Source organism: Marinimicrobium koreense, from assembly GCF_003762925.1.
In the GTDB taxonomy this organism is placed as follows: domain Bacteria; phylum Pseudomonadota; class Gammaproteobacteria; order Pseudomonadales; family Cellvibrionaceae; genus Marinimicrobium; species Marinimicrobium koreense.
The window spans coordinates 680,683-699,945 of record NZ_RJUK01000001.1 but is presented as its reverse complement, the minus strand read 5'-3'; the positions used below and the strand labels follow the sequence as shown (position 1 = coordinate 699,945).

The following is a 19,263-nucleotide window of genomic DNA, read 5'->3' as shown; positions in this document are numbered from 1 at the left end:
TCGGCGGCTCGACGCGTCCGCACAGGCTCAATCCGTGGCTTTTTCGTCTTCCTGGTCTGCCGCATACTCCAGCCCCTCATCGGCGTCCACTGGCTCATCAACGTCCAGTAGAGTCTCGGACTCATCCGCCTCTTCCAGCTTGTCCCGAGCGATGCTCTTTTTGGTTTTGGCGCCCAACCGGCGAATGTTGTCGACCCGACGCAACAGGTTGCCTTTACCCGTCGCCAGGCGTTTGCGCGCGGTATCGAACGCCTCCTGGGTCTTACCGATGTGATTGCCCACGGTATCCAGCGCATCCAATAGCAGCACAAACTGATCGTGCAGCGCTCCGGCATCCCTGGCAATGCGTTCGGCATTCTTGTTCTGCTTTTCGTACCGCCAGATGTTTTCGACGGTGCGTAGAATGGCCAGCAAGGTGGTTGGACTGGCCAGAATGATGTGTTTGTCGTAGGCGTCACTGTACAGTTTCGGGTCCTGCTGAAGCGCAAGCATGAAGGCGGCTTCGATCGGGACAAAGATGAACACGAAGTCCAGCGCCCGAACACCATCGAGCTGCTCGTAGTCTTTTACGCTCAAACCACGGATATGGTTGCGTAATGACTGAATGTGTTGCCCGAGAAAACGGTCTCGCTCGTCCTGATCATCGCTGTTGCAGTACTTCTCATAGTCCACCAGCGAAACCTTGGCATCGATGATGATGTCCTTGTTTTCCGGTAAGCGCACGATGACATCCGGCGTGCGGCGCCCGCCATCCGCACTCGCGTAGCTGACCTGGGTTTCATACTCCCGGCCTTTCTGCAGCCCGGACTGTTCCAGCAGCCGCTCCAACACCACCTCGCCCCAATTGCCCTGGGACTTGGTATTCCCTTTGAGGGCCTGGGTCAGGTTGACGGCATCCTCACCGATTTTCAATGCCTGACGGTGCAACTGCTCAATGTGACCGGCGAGCTTGTTCCGCTCGGCATTTTCTTTTTCGTACACGTCCTCCACTTTGCGGCGGAAGTCCGTAAGTTGGGTTTTCAGCGGATCGATGGCGGTTTCCAGCAGGGATTTGCTGCTGTGGGAGAACTGCTGTTGCTTACTTTCAAAGATCCGGTTGGCCAGATTTTCGAATTCACTGGTCAGTTGCTTTTTGGCATCCTGCAAAAGTGCCACCTGGGCTTCAAACTGCTCGCGCTCCTGACCGAGCCGGGTTTCCAGCTCAGTCGCCTGCCGTCGCGCCTCGGCAAGCGCCTGGTCCCGTTGGCGCAACTCTCGCTGGGCTTCGCCCAGGTACTCGAGCTTCTCCCGGGCGGCCGCCAGCTCCTGCTGCGCCGTGTTCAGGCGCTGTCGGGTTTGCTCATGTTGATGCTGACTTTCCTGCCACTGCTGGCGCAACTCGTCTTCACGCCGGCGCAGCTCCAGCCACTGCCGCTCCAGTCGGTCACGCTCGTGGCGATGATCGGCCTGCTCCAGCGCCCAGTCGCTCTGCGCCTGCTGAAGGGTCTGCTCCAACTCCCGAGTGCGGGCCGCTACGGCGTCCTTGAGCCGCCAGTGGTAGAACAGTACAGTCAGTATCAGACCGCTCAGCAGGCCACCCGCGGCGGCCATCAGTAAAGTCACATTGGTCAGAGGCAAAGATCGTTCCCGTTATCTGGTCGGTTCCCTTGTGCAGAACCGGGGGGCAAAATACAATCGTCGCGGCGATTCTACCAAGCCTGACCGGCCCTGCCCACGACACATTCGCCGCGGTTGGCGACACCGTGAGCCCATCGGCAGGAACAATAGTCACTCCAGGAGCACAAGAACGACTGTGAAGCCAATGACCACGGACCTGTACAATGCCCGCTGATCCCCCCCCTCGCCTGTTGGTATTCGACTCCGGGGTGGGCGGCCTGAGTATTATGGCGGACATTCAGCGACTGCTTCCGCACTGCTCGGTGAGCTATGCGTCGGATAATGCCGCCTTTCCCTACGGTACGAAAAGCGAAGAGGTCCTCGTTGCGCGGGTCGATCGGGTCCTGCACCGGCTGATCGAGCACAGCCGCCCCGATGTAGTGGTCGTGGCCTGCAACAGTGCCAGCACCCTGGCCCTGCCGCACATCCGGGCGCACTTTCGCGAGCCGATCGTGGGCGTGGTCCCCGCGATCAAGCCCGCTGCCCATCAATCGCGCTCCAGAGTCATAGGCTTGCTCGCCACTCCGGGGACGGTTGCCCGCTCCTATACACGGGACCTGATCCAGCAATTTGCCGCCGACTGCACGGTCATTTCGTTGGGAAGCTCCGAGCTGGTCCGGCTGGCCGAGGCGCACCTGCGCGGACAGACGCCTTCCCTGGCACAGCTTCAGGACCTGCTGTCACCCATGCTGAGCCATCCGCGCGCTCCGGAAATGGATACTCTGGTGCTTGCCTGCACGCATTTTCCGCTCCTGAAGCAGGAGTTGCAGGCCGTTGTCGGACCCGAGGTCGCACTGATTGATTCCGGGGAGGCGATCGCCCGCCGAGTGGCCTACTGGTTGACCGAGCTCGGTCGCAGGAAGTCAGCCAGTGAAAGCCCGGTTCACCAAGCACTTTTTACCGCCGATGGCCCCGAGGTCGAGCGGCTCGGGCCGGCACTGGCCGAGTTCGGCATTAGCGATATTCAGGTGGTCGCCGTACCCAATAACTGACGACCATCAATGGCGCTTCTGCGCTTCGAGCAACCCCACCATGAGCTGCTCCACCGGCACCGGGTAACTGAAGTAATAGCCCTGACCAAAGTGACAACCACACTCGCGCAGAAAGGCCCACTGCGGCTCAGTCTCCACCCCTTCGACCACCACCCGATAGTTCAGACTGTTGGCCATGGCGACGATCAGGGTGGTAATGGCCCGGTCCTCGTCATCGGCCGGCAAATGCTGGACAAAGCTGCGATCCACTTTAAGACAGGTGACGGGCAGGCGTTTCAGATAGCTCAGGGAGGAGTAGCCGGTACCAAAGTCATCAATTGCCAGCCCCACACCCAACGTGCGCAGTGCATGCAGATGTGCCAATGCGACTTGGGTGTCCGCCATCAAAGTACTCTCGGTCACCTCCAGCACCAATTGTTCCGGCTCCACCCCAGTGTCTCTTACCACTGCTTTGAAGTCCGATACAAAGTCCCGGTCACTGAGCTGCCTCGCTGACACGTTGATCGACACTTTTACGTGTTTGAACTGAGCCTTGTAGAGATTTTTGGCCTGCTGGCAGGCGGCACGCAGGACCCACTGTCCGATGGGCACGATCAGGCCGCTGTCCTCCGCTGCGGGAATAAATTCATTCGGCGGCACCAGGCCGCGCTCCGGGTGATTCCAACGCAGCAACGCCTCGATACCGACCACCCTTCCGGTCTGCATATCGAGTTGGGTCTGGTAATAGAGCTCAAACTCGTGGTTCTGCAACGCCAGGCGCAATTCGCGCTCCAGGCGCAAACGCTGCTCTACTTCCCGGTTCATATCCGGCGTGTAGAAGCGATACACATTGCGTCCGTGGTATTTTGCCTGATACATCGCCAAGTCGGCATTGCGCATCAACAATTCTAGATCCCGACTGTCATCCGGCGCGAGCGTAATGCCAATACTGGTTCCTACCACCACTTCCTGGGCGTTCAGCCGGATCGGATATCCCAGGGCGTCGATGATCTTTTCCGCCACCACCGACGCATAGCGGGGCTCGGAGACATTGCGCAATAATATTGCAAACTCGTCTCCGCCCAAACGAGCCACCGAGTCCTCCTCTCTCAGGCAGGCCCGCAGGCGCTGGGAGACACTCACCAACAAACGGTCACCGGCCTCATGACCGAGACTGTCGTTGATGTCTTTGAAGTGATCCAGGTCGAGATACAACAACGCAAGATTCTGATCTTCACGCCGAATCGCGTACAGTGCGGTACGCAACTGCTCCTTGAACAGGAGCCGATTCTCCAAGCCCGTGAGCTGGTCGTAATAGGCCAGCCGTTCCATATCCTGAATGCTGTTATTCAGTCCGCGAAACAGCTCGTTGATTTTTTCCAGCATGCGGTTCATGCCCCGGGCCAACTGACTGATTTCATCGTTGCCCGACTCCGGCAGGCGGATCGACCAATTGTCGGCACCAATGCGCTCGGTCATATCCGCCAGTTTCAGAATCCGTCGCGTTACCAACCACTTCAACCCGTAATACATCCCCAACGACAGGAACAACAACATTCCCGCAATATTCTGGTAAATCGTCATCATGGTTTCCGCATGCCGGGACTCCAGCATCGACTCGGGGTAGTGCAGCCCGATATACCAGTCGAGTTCGGGTAGTGGTTGGTAACTGATACGCTGTATATCCCCCCGTAACTCGTGGTTATAGACTCCGCCGGGCGGCCACTGTCCCGACCGGGACCGGTCGATGAACTCACGCATGCCCGGGCTCAACTCGGCCCGTTGGTTGAACACCTCATAATCGCCGCGCTGCTGGGCCGGTGCACTGAGCGACTGATCGCCGTGCAGGATCAGTTCGCCATCGGCACTGAAAATAAACCCGTTGAGGGATTCGAAGTCCGACTCCAACTGATTGATCTGACTGAACAGGAACGACATATCCAGGTCCGCCCCTACCACACCTTCAAACTGACCATTGACGTAAAGCGGCACCAGTAACGACGTGGTCCAGACTTGAGGGTAGTAGTCAAAATAAATAGGGGTCCAGCGTGGTTTCCCCAGGGGATTTTCAACGGGAGCGGCAAGCGTGTAGAAAATTTCCTGGGTCACATCGTGGGCAGGTAAGTGCCCGGATACCAGCGAGGCAGGCCAGATGCGACTGACCCGGTCCTTGGTGATCAGATAAAAGGCATTGAATTGAGTCTTCAACAGAGGCTCGATATTCAACCAGGTACCGTTGGTGTGGTACACCAGTCGGCGCATATCGTCGGTGATCGGAGAGTCCCGGTGAATGAATAGGCCGGACTCCCCCAGGTACTCCCGTACCGCGCCATCGGGGTCGCGCTGAAACCCAAAGTCCAGAGGCACGGTATCCCCGGCAGTGCGGATCAGTGAATCGGCCAGAGCATCACGAGTGGCCACCAGCAGATTCTGGCGACGGGCAAACTCCTGAGTCAGGCGATCCCGGTAACGTTCGCCCAGCATTTGAAGGCGCTCGTCGTACCCCTGTTGCAGACGGCGCGACTCCTCTGCTCCCTGCCACAAACCGATCAAAACCCCACTGATCGCTGCGAACAAGACCACGATCGCCAACAGTTTGGTGTTGATCGATGTCATCAACGGCATCTGTATTCCCCTGAATGGCGGCCCCGCTCAATGGTGACCCCGTAAAAGCTCCATGGGCACCGCCTGCCTTCGTTTTTCTGACAGCTCCTTCAAGACTAGCACAGAATTTGGCGCATCATTCGTTCAATGGAACAAGCGCCCCTGAAGCCTCGCGCCGGTCATGCTATTCTTCGCGCATTGCCCCAACGACCGAAAACCCCGGAGCACCATGGCAACCTCCCTATTCGATCTCGGCCCCCTGCTACCCGCCCTGGACGGCGGTGAACCCATCATCACTGCTAACGATCGCCTGCGGCGCCACCTGCTGAAGGCCTGGAGCCACTATCAGCGCGAGCAGGGAAAAAAGGCCTGGGCCGCCCCACGGGTATGGCCTCTCAACCGGTGGCTGGATGAGCAGTGGCAGACACTGGTGAGCCGGGGCTACCCCGGTTGCGACCGGGCACTGGCCAGCCGCCACCAACGCCAATGGGTCTGGGAGCAAGTGATCGGTCAGTCGGATGAAGCCCAAACCCTTCTGCAGGCGGACCCCTTGGCCCAGCAGGCCGACTCGGCGCTGCGCGCACTCACGCTGTGGGAGGTGGCGCCCGATACGCTCCGGCAGGATCCTTATCTGAACGGCAATAGCCGCAGCTTCCTGCGCTGGGCCGAGCACTTTGAGCAGCGACTGGCGAGTCGTCGATTGATGACACCGGAAGCCGGCCAGCAGATTGTCGCCCAGGCCTATGAAACCGGTGCCCTGAAGCCCGAGCCCCGCCTCTGGCTACTCGGTTTTGACGACCTGCCTCCCCTGCATCAGCGGATTCTGGAAGCCGCGGCGCTCGAACGCGTCGCGCTCTCCCCCAAAGGCACCCGCGACAACCACCTACACCGCGTCGCGGCCCCGGATGCGGACACCGAGCTGCGCGCCGCCGCCCTGTGGAGCCTGCGCCAGCTACAAGCCTCTCCGGAGGTGGTCATCGGCATTATCGTGCCGGACCTGGGTCAGAGACGGGATCAGGTGGAGCGGATCTTCGCCGAGGTCTTCGAGCCCACTGTACCTCTGCCGGGAACGCCCCGTTACACCCTGCCATTCAACTTCTCCGCCGGGGTACCGCTGGGCACAACGCCGCTGATTTACGCCGCCCTGAACCTGCTCGGCCTGCTGCGGGATCAGTGGCCGCTGAACGAGGTGTGCCAACTGCTTCAGAACCCGTTTTGGGGGGAACCGGATACGGAGACCGTACTGCGCGCACAGTGGGTCACCCGGCTGCGGGAACAGGGCAAATTTGAACTCACCGGCAGTGACCTGCGCTTTCATGGCCAAGTGATCACCGACTGGCTGAGTGAGGCGCAAGCAAGCCCTGCGCTTTCGCCCGACACCACCGCACAGGCACCGACGCTGAACCGGCGCCTGCAGCTACTCGACGAGCAGCGACGACGCATGCCCCGATCCACCAGCGCGCGCCAGTGGGCCCAGCTTTTCCGGCAGCAACTGGACACCCTGGGTTGGCCCGGCCCGCGCCGGCTGGACAGTCAGGAGTTCCAGCAACTGGGGCTTTGGCATGAGCTGCTGGAAACCTTCGCCGCTCTGGAGGCCACCGGCGCCGACCTGAGCCTGACCCAGGCCCTGAGCCAACTGAACCAGCTGGCCCAACAGACCCCGTTTCAGGCCCAGACTCCGGATTCCCCCATTCAGATTCTCGGGGCCCTGGAGGGCGCCGGGCTGCGCTTCAGCCACTGCTGGGTACTGGGCCTGCATCAGCGCCAATGGCCCCCGGTACCCGCCCCGAACCCCCTGTTGCCGCTCGAACTGCAGCGGGACCGGCAGATGCCCCACGCCAGCGCCGAGCGGGAACTGCACTTTGCCCGCAGCCTGACCGACCACTATCGGCAATGCGCCGAACAGGTGGTATTCAGCGCACCCCACAGCGACGATCAGGGCGACCTGTCACCCAGCCCGCTGATTCGCGCCCTGCCGGAGACCCCACTGGCCGAACTGGTGCCGGAGCCCATCAGTGCCCGACAGGCCTTCGAGGCCATTCTGGAGGAAGCCCGAGAACTCACACCGGTACACAGCGCCAAGGGACCCGGCATCACCGCCGGCAGCAAAGCGCCCGGCGGCAGTTCGCTTTTCAAGCATCAGGCAGCCTGCCCGTTCAACGCCTTCGCCCAACTGCGTCTGGGGGCCCAGCTCCCGGATGCGCCGGTACTGGGCCTCTCCGCCGCCGAGCGCGGTACGGTGTTGCACGGCGTGCTAGCCACCGTGTGGAAAACCCTGAGGGACTCCTCGCAACTGCACGCCATTGAAGAGGAGGCGCTGAACGACCTCATCAGTCGCACCTGTGAACAGACCCTGGCGCCGATCCGTCAGCGGCGACCGAGGGAACTGGGGCCGGAGTATTGTGCCCTGGAGCAGGAACGATTGAGCCGGATGGTACAGCGCTGGTTGATGCTGGAAAAACAACGCCCGCCCTTCCGCGTCGTGGCCACCGAGCAGCGCCGGCTGATTGAATTCAATGGCCTGAACCTGACGCTTTTTATCGACCGCATCGACGAGCTGGAAAACGGCGAGCGGCTGTTGATTGATTACAAAACCGGCGCCGACCTCAATGCCAATCAGTGGCAGGGCCCGCGCCCCGACGAGCCGCAGTTGCCGCTATACGCGGTCACCGAAGAAGACCCGGTCAGCGGTATTGCCTTCGCGCAGTTGAACCCAAAAGCCCTGCAGTGGATTGGCCTCGGAGCCCTGAGTACTCCCCCACCCGGCGTCAAGCCCAGCGAGGATTGGGACGCTCAGCGGGCCGAGTGGCGCGAGGTACTGAGCGACCTGGCCCGGACCTTCATGGCCGGCGATGCCCGGGTGGATTTCAAGGACGCCAAGGCGCAGCGGTACAGCGGGCAATTGGTACCGTTAAACCGGGTGTTGGAAGCCGATACCATTGCGCGGTTTATTTTGTAAACCAAAGCAACGGAGGATGCGGCCGGGTTCGGTTACGGCGGATGCGGGTCATACCGCTGCGCTCGGCTCCGCCCTACGCCACCTGCCGTGCTATCCGCCGTTACCCAACTTTTCGACCAACCTGACACGTTCTTTTTATGGACCCAACAACTCTGGACAACCTCCCCCACGGCGCCTTCAGCCCCGATGCGCCCCCGGACTTCGACGCCCGGCAAGCGGCGCTGGACCCGACCCGCTCCTTTGCGGTGGCGGCGCCCGCCGGGTCCGGGAAAACCGGGCTGCTGACTCAGCGCGTCCTGACCTTGCTGGCCCGCTGCGACGCTCCGGAAGAAGTACTGGCGATCACCTTCACCCGCAAAGCCGCCGGGGAAATGCAGGACCGCATCATGGCGGCCCTGCGCGAGGCCGCCGAACGGCCGGAGCCGGACAACCCCCACGCCCGGCGCACCTGGCGTCTGGCTCAGGCGGTCTTGCAGCGCGACGAAGAGTGCCAGTGGCAACTGCTGATGAGTCCACAGCGACTGCGCATCCAGACCATCGACAGTCTGTGTCGCGCCATCACCCGGCAACTGCCCCTGGACAGCCAGCTCGGCGCGCAACCGGACACCCTGGACGCCCCGGAACTCGCCTATCGCCAGGCCGTACATCAGTTCCTGGCCCGCCTGGAAACCGACGACACCGTCCGGGAGGACCTGAAGCGCCTGCTGCGTCACCTGGACACCAACCTGCCGGCCATCGAGACGCTGCTGATGCGTCTGCTGGCCAAGCGGGACCAGTGGCTGGGGGTGATGCTCGAGGCTCAACAGGCCCACGCCCGCCCCTACCTTGAGGCAGTACTGCAGGATGTCATTGAAGAACAACTGAACCGGGTGAGCGAAGGCATCGGCTACCACGCCAGCGATCTCTGCCACCTGGCCGATCAGGCCGCCACGAACGTCGAGCAGGACAACCCGGAAAGCCCGATTCTACGCCTAAAAGGCATCACCGCCCTGCCCGATCCGAGCCCGTCGACGGTGGCCGACTGGCAGGCGCTCGCTGAACTGATGCTCACCGCCAAGGGGGAGTGGCGCAAGCGGCTGACCAAAAAGGAAGGCTTCCCCGCGGGCAAACCCGGCGCTGCACTGAAAGAGCAGTACGGCGAGTGGGTCGCACAGATTCAGGAAGAAACCCCGGACCTGGCCGAGCAGCTGCACGCCGTGCGCCAGCTACCACCCGCGGAATACACCGAAAGCCAGTGGCAACTGCTCGACAGCCTGACCCGTCTGCTGCCGTTGCTCAGCGCCGAGCTGACCCTGGTATTCAAACAATTGGGCGCCACCGACTACAGCGCCATTGCCCAGGCGGCCAGCTTCGCTCTGGGGGATGAAGAAAACCCCACGGATATCGCCCTAAAACTGGATTACCGTATTCAGCATATTCTGGTGGACGAATTTCAGGATACCGCCGCCCCACAGCTACGGCTGTTGGAGCAGCTGACCGCCGGCTGGCAACCCGACGACGGCCGCACGCTGTTTATCGTCGGTGATGGCATGCAGTCCTGCTACGGGTTCCGCGACGCCAACGTGGGCCTGTTCCTGGACGCCCGTGAGCACGGCATTGGCGAGGTACCCATGACCGCGCTGGATCTGACCGTGAACTTCCGCTCCCAGACCAACGTGGTTCGCTGGGTCAACGATATTTTTTCCCGGGCCTTTCCCGCCCGGGACGATATTGGCCGGGGTGCGGTGCGCTATTCACCGTCCATCGCCTTCAATGCCCCACTCGAGAATGAAGCCGTCCAGTTTTACGGTTGTCTGCATCAGAACGACTCGGACGACGCCGACAGTGAAGCCGTCAACCCGGAGGCCAGCCCGGACAAGACCCTGGCGCAACTGCAGGAAGCCGAGTCGGTCGCCGAGCTCGCCGAGCAGGCCCTGGCCGCCGATGAGGAAGACTCGGTGGCGATTCTGGTGCGCAGCCGACCGCACCTGCAGTGGATACTCCCCGCCCTGGCCCGGCGCGGCCTGCACTGGCAGGCCACGGAAATCGACCGACTCGCCAGTCGCATGGCGATTGTCGACCTGATGTCCCTGACGCGAGCCCTGTTGAGCCTGGACGACCGCATTGCCTGGCTTTCGATTCTGCGCGCCCCCTGGTGTGGTCTCGACCTGAACGACCTGCACGCACTGGTCACCACCGATCTCGGTGCGCAGAACCCCTGGCCCAAGTACGGCTGGCCGATGATCTGGCAGCAGCTGCAGGAACGCGATCGAATCTCCGGAATCAGCGACACCGGTCGGCGGTGCCTGGATCGACTGATGTCCGTGCTGGAGCCCGCCTGGCGGGAGCGTCATCGCAAGCCCCTACGCCAGTGGATCGAGGGCGTCTGGTTGGCGCTGGGCGGCCCGGCTCTGCTGGCCGAGCCCGGCGACGTGCAGGATATTCCGAGCTACTTCAACCTGGTGGAAAAGCACCAGCACGGCGGCGGCCTACGGGACTGGAACACCTTCGAGCGCGGCGTCGAAAGCCTGTTCGCTGCCCCCCGGGCCGACGCCGACCCGCGCCTGCAGGTGATGACCCTGCACAAGTCCAAAGGGCTGGAGTTCGACACCGTCATCATTCCGGGGCTGGACCGGGCCAGCAGTAACGACGACAAAGAGCTGCTGCTCTGGCAACAGCGGATCAATCAGGCCGGGGAACGCCAACTGCTGCTGGGACCGCTGGCTCCCACCGGCACCGATACCGACCCGCTCTACCAATTCATGCGCAACGAAGCCAAGCTGCGGGACAGCTTCGAGGCCACCCGGCTGCTATACGTCGGCTGCACCCGCGCGGTCAAACGCCTGCATTTATTGGCCTGCGTGGGTTTGGATGCGCGCAGCGGCAAGCCTCGCGCCCCCCGCCAGGGCTCCCTGTTACGCACCATCTGGGAGCCCGTACAGGCGCAGATGTTGAGCGCCCCGGCGGGCACCCAATCGCCCTCAGCAAGCGCCAACAGTGACCACGCCTACGAGGGACTCCAACACATTCTGCGCCTGCCCCCAGACTGGCAGGCGCCGGCACCCTCCGAGGTGACCGTGTTACAGGCATACCGGGGGCGGGAGTTTGGCGACGAGGAGAACCTTCCGGAAGTGGAAGCCCCGGCCGCTCGCCTGGCCCGCCATACCGGAACCGTATTGCACAACCAGCTACAGCGGTTGAGCGAGCAGCCGTTGGATGCCTGGTCCGAGGCCTGGGCGGAGGAGCAGCGCCCATTCTGGACCTTGCAGCTGCGCCAGTTCGGCTGGGAGCCGGACACGATTGCGGAGGCTCTGGAGAAGATTCGCTGGGGGCTGCATCAGACGCTGACCGACCCGGACGGTCGCTGGCTGCTGGACCCGGCCCATGAGGAGAGCGCCTGTGAGCTGGCGATTCATCATGCTGTGGGCGCTGAGGTCCGCGAGTCGGTTATTGACCGGACGTTTGTGGATGGCGGTGTGCGCTGGATTGTGGATTACAAGAGCAGCCAACCGGAGGCGGATCAGTCGCCGGAGGCGTTTGTGACGCAGGAGGTGGCGACCTATACGCCGCAGTTGGCGCGCTACGCCAAGGTGATGCAAGACCTGGGCGAAACCCGCCCCATCAAAACTGCCCTGTATTTTCCGTTGTTAGCCTCGGGAAAGCGGTTAGTGGAGGTGAACTCGTAGGGCAACCATATCGTGCCTACTGAGAACGGTAGTGCGTCACGTCCGGCCCCTGGAGGGTAAGTCCTTTCAAGACACGCCGTGAATACGTAATGTGCATGGATGCACGAATGCCGCGATGGCAGGAGCCATAGAGCGGCCCCTGTAGGCTCGCATCGCGGGTCCCCCGCTCCACGGTCTTGAAAGGACTTACCCTCCAGGGGCCTAACTAGCGTTTCCCGAACCAACGGATGCGGCAGGTTTGGGTAACGGCGGATGCGGGTCATACCGCTGCGCTCGGCTCCGCCCTACGCGAGTCTATACCGCTGCGCTTGGCCGTAGGGCGGATAAGCGCGTAGCGCGCATCCGCCGTAACCCAACGCGAAGATCATACAGGTGCTAGTTCCCGAAACGTTACGCTGGCACTGAGGGCCGGGAAGGGGAAGCTCTTTCAAGACCGTAAGCGGAGGGACTCCGCGCGTCGAGCCCCCAGGGATGGGTTTACGGCGTGTCTTGAAAGGGCTTCCCCTTCCCGGCCCGGACGTCACCGCCAATCTGGGCTTAATGTCGGTAAAGCAATTAGCGACAACTGTCAGAGATAATAAGCAGCCGATCAAATTATCCAAAAACTATCAACCCCATCGGCAAATTTCTCCCAAAAAGTGCCCCATTTTCAGTAGAATGGTGCCGTATTCTCGAAACACTCTATGGACTAACCCTAATGACCGACACGCAAATAGACGATCTCAACGTTGTCTCCCAGGAGCTGTTGATCTCACCGGCCGACCTCAAGCGCGAGCTGCCGATGACCGACAAGGCCCGGGAGGTTGTCACCCAGGGGCGGGAAACCATTCGCAATATCCTCGACCGTAAAGACCCGCGGATTTTTGTGGTAATTGGCCCCTGCTCCATCCACGATGTGGACGCGGCGATGGATTATGCCCAGCGTCTGAAGAAACTGGCCGACGAGGTCAGCGATACCATCTATGTGGTGATGCGCGTCTATTTCGAGAAGCCCCGGACCACCACCGGCTGGAAAGGCCTGATCAACGACCCCGATCTGAACGACTCGTTCAAGATCGAGAAAGGTCTGCACATGGGCCGCAAGCTGCTGCTGGATATTGCCGAGCTGGGCCTGCCCTCCGCCACCGAGGCGCTGGATCCGATCTCGCCCCAGTACATGCAGGACCTGATCAGCTGGTCCGCCATTGGCGCCCGCACCACCGAATCCCAGACACACCGAGAAATGGCCAGTGGCCTGTCCGGCGCCGTGGGTTTCAAAAACGGTACCGATGGCAGCCTGACCGTGGCGATCAACGCCCTGAAGTCGGTTTCCAAACCGCACCGGTTTCTGGGGATCAACACCGAAGGCCAGGTTTCCATTGTCCACACCCGTGGCAACCCCTACGGCCACGTGGTACTGCGCGGTGGCAACGGCAAGCCGAATTACGATTCGGTGAGCGTCGCCATGTGCGAGCAGGAGCTGGAGAAGGCCGGAGTCAATCCGCCCAACATCATGGTCGACTGCAGTCACGCCAACTCCAATAAAAACCACGAGCTTCAGCCGTTGGTGATGGAGAACGTGGCCAATCAGATCATGGAAGGCAATGATTCGATCATTGGTCTGATGGTGGAGAGCCATATCGGCGCGGGTAACCAGCCGATTCCGGAAAACCTGAAGGACCTGAAGTACGGGGTGTCGATTACCGATGCCTGTATCGATTGGGATACCACCGTGCAGGCGCTGAAGGATATGCGGGAGAAGATCAAGGATCATCTTCAGGAGCGGGTGAAGAAGTAACGGCACGTTGGGTTACGGCGGATGCGGGTCATACCGCTGCGCTCGGCTCCGCCCTACGCAACCTGCCGTGGTATCCGTCGCATCCCCGACGTAACGTGGCACCAACACCAAGCCACATGCGACCACCATGAACACCACCAAGCTCCGCGTAGGGCGGATAAGGGCGAAGCCCGCATCCGCCGTCACCCCACTCACCGCTCTTTCCTACTGAACACCACCCAACGCCTGATACAGAGCCACCGTCGCTGACAGCCGACTCAAACGCCGCTCGACAATCCGCTCCCTCGCCTGAAACAGGTTCCGCTGAGCGTCGATCAGGGTCAACAGGTCATCACTGCCCTCCCGATACCGCACTTCCGTAAGCCGCAGCGCCCGTTCCGCTTCCACCAGAATCGCCTGATCGCTTGTCTCCTGCCCGGCCTCCAGAGTCACACGTCCCAACGCATCATCGGTTTCCTGTAACGCCACCAGAAGTGTATTCCGGTACTGAGCCAATAGTTCCTGGCGTCTCGCCTCCGTCCGACGGCTCTGGGCACGCGTGCGTCCGCCATCGAAAATCAACTGACTGAGGGACAGGCCGGCATTGTCGGATTCCCGCGCATCGCTCAACGAAAACAGTTCCGCCGTTGATAGGCTGAAACCGGCACTCAGACTCAGGGAGGGTAGAAAAGCCCGACGTGCCACCACCACGTCCGCATCGGCGGCTTGCAGTTGCGCTTCGGCGCGTGCCACATCCGGTCGTGCGAAAATGGCTTCCGCGGGCGGCTGGGCCTTCAGATCCGGCAAGCGGATGTCGCTGAGTGCCTGCGGTTCAACCGATAGTGTTTGGGGCATGGCTCCCAGCAATACCGCCAGGGCACGGCGCGTCTGTTGCGCCTGAAATTGCAACGGCGGAAGCTGTGCACGCTGAGACAACAGGCTTGTGCGTTGGCGGGCGACGTCTGCCGCACTGGCTACGCCGTTTCGATAGCGCACCTCGACGACGGTCATCACCTGCTCGCTCAGCGCCATATTGTCTTGGGCTATCTGAATGCGAGCGTGCAGCGCCTGATATTCAAACCAGGTGTTGGCAATGGCGCCGGTCAGGCTAAGGTAAGCGGCGCGGTAATCCTGCTCACTGGCACGAAAACCGGCGCGGGCGGACGCTCGTTCCGCCGCCACCCTGCCCCACAGGTCCAATTCATAACTCAACCCGAGGTTGGCGGAGGTCGACTCCGAAGAGCGGCTATCGCCCTCGACGTCCTGGTCACTGCGCACGCTGGTTCCGGCGCCGGCATTGAGGCCTGGATAGACCGAGGCGCCCGTCGCACGCATCTGCCAATCCGCCTGGCGCAGGCGCTGCTCGGCGGCCATCAGGTCCGGGCTGTTCTGTAAGGCCTGCTGCATCAGGGCGTCGAGCGGTTCAGCGCCGAACGCCTGCCACCAGCTCGCTGAGGAACTCGAGTCCTCTCGCGCGCCGGATGTTGCCAGAACACTGTTCCAGGTCAGGTCGGGATCAATCTCGGGGCGCGGCACAGGGTCGATGTTCGCACAGCCCACCAGAACACTCAGGCTGCAGCAGGCCGCAAAAACGTTGCATTTCATCGCGTTCACTCCGTGGCCAAGGCGTTGACCGGATTCAACCGGGAGGCCTTGCGCGCGGGCAGATAACCAAAAATCAGGCCGGTGGCAAAGGCGCAACTGAACGCCAGCACCACCGGCAACAGGGAGTAGTAAATGGGCGTGCCGAAATAGCTCAGTGCCGCTGCCACGGACAGCCCCAACACGACGCCAATCAAGCCACCCAGGGCTGACACCACCAGCGCCTCAATCAGAAACTGTTGCAGAATATGTCGTGTTCGCGCGCCGGTTGCCATGCGGATACCGATTTCCCGGGTACGCTCGGTGACACTGACCAACATGATATTCATTACACCGATCCCCCCAACCAACAGGGAAATGGCGGCAATGGAGCCGAGCAGCCAGGTCAGGGTGTCCTGGGTTTCGGAGATCGCCTCAATCAATGACGCCATGTTGCGAATCTGGAAGTCCTCGGTGCCGTGGCGTTGCAGCAGCAATTGGTGTACCGCATCCTGGGTGGCATTCATCCGGTCTGTATCCGCAACCGCAACGGTAATATTGCGCAGGTGTTGCTGGCCAAACAGACGCAGGCTGCCGGTGGTGTATGGCACCAGCACCACGTCATCCTGATCCTGCCCCATGGGCGAAGCGCCCCGTTCTTCCATGACCCCAATGACCTGAAAGAGCACATTGTGAATCATGATGTACTCACCCAGCGGATTTTTTTCGCCGAACAACGAATCCGCGACGGTCTGCCCCAGAACCGCCACCGAGGTGTAGTTGTTCTGCTGCTCCAGAGTAAAAAAGTTGCCGGTCGCCACCGACCACTGGCGCGCTGCCGGAAACGCGTAGGAGGTCGCGTTGATCTCGGCGCGGTGATCCGAATTGCCGTAGCGCAGTGTCTGGCCGCCGGTCAGCTCGGGAATGGCCGCAATGATATTGGGTACGGTCTGGTTGATCGCGTCCATGTCTTCCGGTACCAGAGTGGTCACACTCCAGCGCCCTCCGCGCTGGTCTGGCCCGCCGGGTCGGACCAGCAACAGATTGCTGCCCATGGAGCTGATCCGGTCCACCACGTCCTGGCGCGCGCCGTCGCCGATGGCAAGCATGGTGATGACCGAGGCCACCCCAATCACAATACCCAACAGGGTCAGTGCCGTTCGGAACAGGTTACTGCCCAATGAGCGAAGGGCGGTTTTGGTGCCTTCGGTCAGCTCGTTGGCAAACGGCGGGTCGCGGTGCCAATCAGGAGCGGGCTGGTCGGACAGCTGCTCCGCGTCCGATACCGGCTCAGCCGCGCCCGGATCGGCGACAATCCGACCATCACTGATATCGATACGCCGATGGGCGTGTTTGGCTACTTCCGGATCATGAGTGATCAGTACAATGGTGTGGCCCTGTGCAGACAGGGACTGCAACAACGCCATCACTTCCCGTCCGCTGTGACTGTCCAGTGCGCCAGTGGGCTCGTCTGCCAGAATGATCTGGCCACCGTTCATCAGCGCCCGGGCAATCGAAACCCGCTGCTGTTGACCACCGGATAATTGGCTGGGTTTGTGGTCGAGCCGATCAGCCAGTCCAAGTGTGGACAGCAATTCCCGGGCCCGCTCGCGCCGCTGGGCCGGTGTGAGCGCGGAGTAGATTGCCGGCATTTCGACATTCTCCAGTGCACTGGCGCCGGGCAGGAGGTTGTAGCTCTGGAAGACAAAGCCGAAAGACTCCCGACGCAACTGGGCCAACTCATCCGGCGAGAGATTGGCAACGTCGCGCCCGTTGAAGCAATACTGGCCTTCAGTGGGTTTGTCCAGGCAACCGATGATATTCATCAGGGTCGATTTACCCGAGCCGGAGGCGCCCATGATGGCGACAAACTCCCCGGGGTAAACCGTCAGGTCAATACCGTGCAGTACCCGGGTTTCAAGCTCGCCGTTGTGGTAGCTCTTGGTAACACCGGACAAGCTCAGGATGGGGGTGCTCGACATCAGCGAAACATCCGTGGAATGCCACTACCCTGCTCGCGCCGGTTGCGGCTTTCCGGTCCACTAAGCAGAACCCGTTCGCCCTCACTCAACCCGGACAGGATTTCCGCGTGCACCCGATCGGTGACACCGACGCGCACCTCCCGTAACGCCGGCTCAGCGCCGGGGCTCACCACAGAAACCGTTGCCGATCGTCCGCTCCCGGAAGCTGCTTCAGTGTTACGTTGAGTCCGCTCTCCGTAGCGCAATGCGGATACCGGGACGATCAGGGCATCGTCAGCGGCTCCGGCGACAAAAAACACCTGAGCCGTCATCTGGGGCAGCAAGCGTCCACCGGGATTTGGCACATCAAACAGGGCGTAATAGAGCACCACATTGTTTTCGACCAGGGGAGTCGGTTCAATCCGGGACAACTGCCCTTCCCAGCGTCGCCCCTGATTGCCCAGGGTGGTGAAGTAAACCGGCATTCCGGCCTCCAACTGGCCGATATCCGCCTCCGACACCTGGGCCTGGACACTCATGGTGTCCAGGTCGGCAATGCGCATCAGTATCGGGGTCGTTTGGGAGGCGTTCAGCGTCTGCCCTTGGCGGGCGTCGATGGTCACGATGGTGCCGTCCATGGGGGCATAGATTTTGGCGTACTCGAGGTTGGCTTCCTCGGCACGCAACGTGGATTGTGTCTGCTCGATCTGGGCACTCAGTGCTTCGATCTGTGCCTCGGCGGAACGCAATGACGCTTCCGCACTTTGCAGTGCTTCGCGGGTGGTCGCATCTTCGGCGAAGAGGTTTTTCTGGCGCTGGAGCTGAATTTCGGCCAGTGTCAGTTGCGCCTTGCGGTCCTTCAGTTGCGCCTGCTGGTTGCGCAACTGCGCTCGGGTGCCATCGACGCGGGCGAGGTACACCGTGGGGTCAATTTCCGCCAGCAGATCCCCCTGTTTGACCTCATCACCCACCTGCACGTGCAGGGTTTCCAACTGGCCGGACACCTGAGCACCGACATCCACATAGGTGCGGGGTTGCAGCACGCCGGTCGCGGTAACCAATGCCTCGATATTGCCACGGCGGACTTCGACGCTGGCGAGCGCCTCTTCGTTAGAACCGCTCGGCCAGAATTGAAACACGGCCAAGGTGATCAGAACGAGCGCGGCGACAAGCACCGCTTTTTTGAAAAGTTGCCGGGAAACCACCATCCGTTGTTATCGCTCCTGCCTGTATTTATTGGAGCGGCTATTGTGCGGCAGTTACGACGTGGTTGGCAGCGGTTTTACCGGGCTTTAACCCGGCTTTACATCCGTTAACACGGATGTAAAGCCGGGTTACGGAGGATCGCGTCAGATATAAGCGTTGGTGCGGTCGGTGTGGTCGGTCACATCCCGAACACCCGCCAACTCGGGCAGCTTCTCTTTCAGCGTCGCTTCAACGCCGTTTTTCAGGGTCACTTCCACGGCCCCACAGCCCTGGCAACCGCCGCCGAAACGCAATACGGCGTAGTTGTCCTCGGTGATCTCCACCAGGCTGACGTTACCCCCATGAGAGGCGAGGCCCGGGTTGATTTCGTTGTACAGGACGTAGTTGATGCGGTCTTCGAGCGGACTGTCGTCATTGACCTGGGGCATTTTGGCATTTGGCGCCCGGATGGTGAGCTGCCCACCCATGCGGTCCGGGGAGTAATCGACCTTGGCGTCTTCCAGGTATGGCAGGCTGCGGCCTTCAAAGTAGGCTTTGAAGCCGGTCAGTTCGACGATTTCGTCGTCTTCCTTTTCTTCGCCGGGGCGGCAGTAGGCAATGCAGGTCTCGGCCTGGGGGGTTCCCGGGCTGGCAACAAACATGCGAATTCCGACGCCCTCGCTGTCCTTCTGTTTGTCCAGAAGCTCTTTGAGGTACTGCTGGGCGGATTCGGTGATCTGTACATTGACCATAGTGGCGTGCGGGCCTCCAATACTGGGACAGGCGTATACCTGATTGATTTACTCGGGTATTTTACGGGATATTGGGCTTGGAGACAAAGGGGGTGCCTTCAGAGGCGCTTAACCTTACTTCACGTCCGGTCCGATGTGCCAACTTCGGTGCTTAAACTACGGCGGATGCGCCT

At 61.3% G+C, this 19,263-nt stretch carries 10 protein-coding genes; 4 read left to right on the top strand and 6 right to left on the bottom strand.

Annotation, left to right across the window (positions count from 1 at the left end; translation table 11 throughout):
• Positions 1–27 precede the first annotated feature (27 nt).
• Entirely contained in the window at positions 28–1,617 is a 1,590-nt protein-coding gene (locus EDC38_RS02955) for a DNA recombination protein RmuC (protein WP_246004322.1), read from the bottom strand.
• Between the two features lie 203 nt (positions 1,618–1,820).
• Here EDC38_RS02955 and murI point away from each other — a divergent pair, with 203 nt between their 5' ends.
• Entirely contained in the window at positions 1,821–2,648 is an 828-nt protein-coding gene (murI, locus tag EDC38_RS02950) for a glutamate racemase (protein WP_123637254.1), read from the top strand.
• Positions 2,649–2,654: 6 nt separating this feature from the next.
• Here the strand turns inward: murI and EDC38_RS02945 are convergent, their stop codons facing one another.
• Positions 2,655–5,243: a bifunctional diguanylate cyclase/phosphodiesterase gene (locus EDC38_RS02945; RefSeq protein WP_170162838.1), complete on the bottom strand. Its 2,589-nt coding sequence runs from the start codon at positions 5,241–5,243 to the stop codon at positions 2,655–2,657.
• Between the two features lie 217 nt (positions 5,244–5,460).
• Between EDC38_RS02945 and EDC38_RS02940 the strand changes: the two genes are divergently transcribed.
• From EDC38_RS02940 to EDC38_RS02930, 3 genes are all read left to right on the top strand, one after another.
• Positions 5,461–8,190 (top strand): PD-(D/E)XK nuclease family protein, encoded by a 2,730-nt coding sequence (locus EDC38_RS02940; protein WP_123637252.1) that lies wholly within the window; start codon positions 5,461–5,463, stop codon positions 8,188–8,190.
• A 137-nt stretch (positions 8,191–8,327) separates the two neighbouring features.
• Entirely contained in the window at positions 8,328–11,855 is a 3,528-nt protein-coding gene (locus EDC38_RS02935) for a UvrD-helicase domain-containing protein (protein WP_123637251.1), read from the top strand.
• A 697-nt stretch (positions 11,856–12,552) separates the two neighbouring features.
• Positions 12,553–13,632 carry a 3-deoxy-7-phosphoheptulonate synthase gene (locus EDC38_RS02930; protein ID WP_024460021.1) on the top strand — a complete coding sequence of 360 codons (1,080 nt, stop codon included), beginning with the start codon at positions 12,553–12,555 and terminating at the stop codon, positions 13,630–13,632.
• A 204-nt stretch (positions 13,633–13,836) separates the two neighbouring features.
• On the opposite strand, the gene EDC38_RS02925 is transcribed toward EDC38_RS02930, so the two are convergent.
• The 4 genes from EDC38_RS02925 to nfuA form a co-directional block, all read right to left on the bottom strand.
• Positions 13,837–15,216 carry an efflux transporter outer membrane subunit gene (locus tag EDC38_RS02925; protein ID WP_123637250.1) on the bottom strand — a complete coding sequence of 460 codons (1,380 nt, stop codon included), beginning with the start codon at positions 15,214–15,216 and terminating at the stop codon, positions 13,837–13,839.
• A 5-nt stretch (positions 15,217–15,221) separates the two neighbouring features.
• On the bottom strand, positions 15,222–17,174 hold the full coding sequence (locus EDC38_RS02920; RefSeq protein WP_123637249.1) for a MacB family efflux pump subunit: 1,953 nt from the start codon (positions 17,172–17,174) through the stop codon (positions 15,222–15,224).
• Positions 17,174–18,361, bottom strand: coding sequence for an efflux RND transporter periplasmic adaptor subunit (locus EDC38_RS02915; RefSeq protein ID WP_123637248.1), 1,188 nt, complete (start codon positions 18,359–18,361; stop codon positions 17,174–17,176). The genes EDC38_RS02920 and EDC38_RS02915 overlap by 1 nt, the downstream gene beginning before the upstream one ends.
• Before the next feature lie 141 nt (positions 18,362–18,502).
• Entirely contained in the window at positions 18,503–19,090 is a 588-nt protein-coding gene (nfuA, locus tag EDC38_RS02910) for a Fe-S biogenesis protein NfuA (protein WP_123637247.1), read from the bottom strand.
• Positions 19,091–19,263: the final 173 nt, after the last annotated feature.

Bases quoted from the DNA above. Each gene is read 5' to 3' on its own strand.
- EDC38_RS02925 (WP_123637250.1), bottom strand. From the start codon at position 15,216: ATGAAATGCAACGTTTTTGCGGCCTGCTGCAGCCTGAGTGTTCTGGTG.
- EDC38_RS02915 (WP_123637248.1), bottom strand. From the start codon at position 18,361: ATGGTGGTTTCCCGGCAACTTTTCAAAAAAGCGGTGCTTGTCGCCGCG.
- nfuA (WP_123637247.1), bottom strand. From the start codon at position 19,090: ATGGTCAATGTACAGATCACCGAATCCGCCCAGCAGTACCTCAAAGAG.
- EDC38_RS02945 (WP_170162838.1), bottom strand. From the start codon at position 5,243: ATGACATCGATCAACACCAAACTGTTGGCGATCGTGGTCTTGTTCGCA.
- murI (WP_123637254.1), top strand. From the start codon at position 1,821: ATGCCCGCTGATCCCCCCCCTCGCCTGTTGGTATTCGACTCCGGGGTG.
- EDC38_RS02920 (WP_123637249.1), bottom strand. From the start codon at position 17,174: ATGTCGAGCACCCCCATCCTGAGCTTGTCCGGTGTTACCAAGAGCTAC.
- EDC38_RS02935 (WP_123637251.1), top strand. From the start codon at position 8,328: ATGGACCCAACAACTCTGGACAACCTCCCCCACGGCGCCTTCAGCCCC.
- EDC38_RS02940 (WP_123637252.1), top strand. From the start codon at position 5,461: ATGGCAACCTCCCTATTCGATCTCGGCCCCCTGCTACCCGCCCTGGAC.
- EDC38_RS02930 (WP_024460021.1), top strand. From the start codon at position 12,553: ATGACCGACACGCAAATAGACGATCTCAACGTTGTCTCCCAGGAGCTG.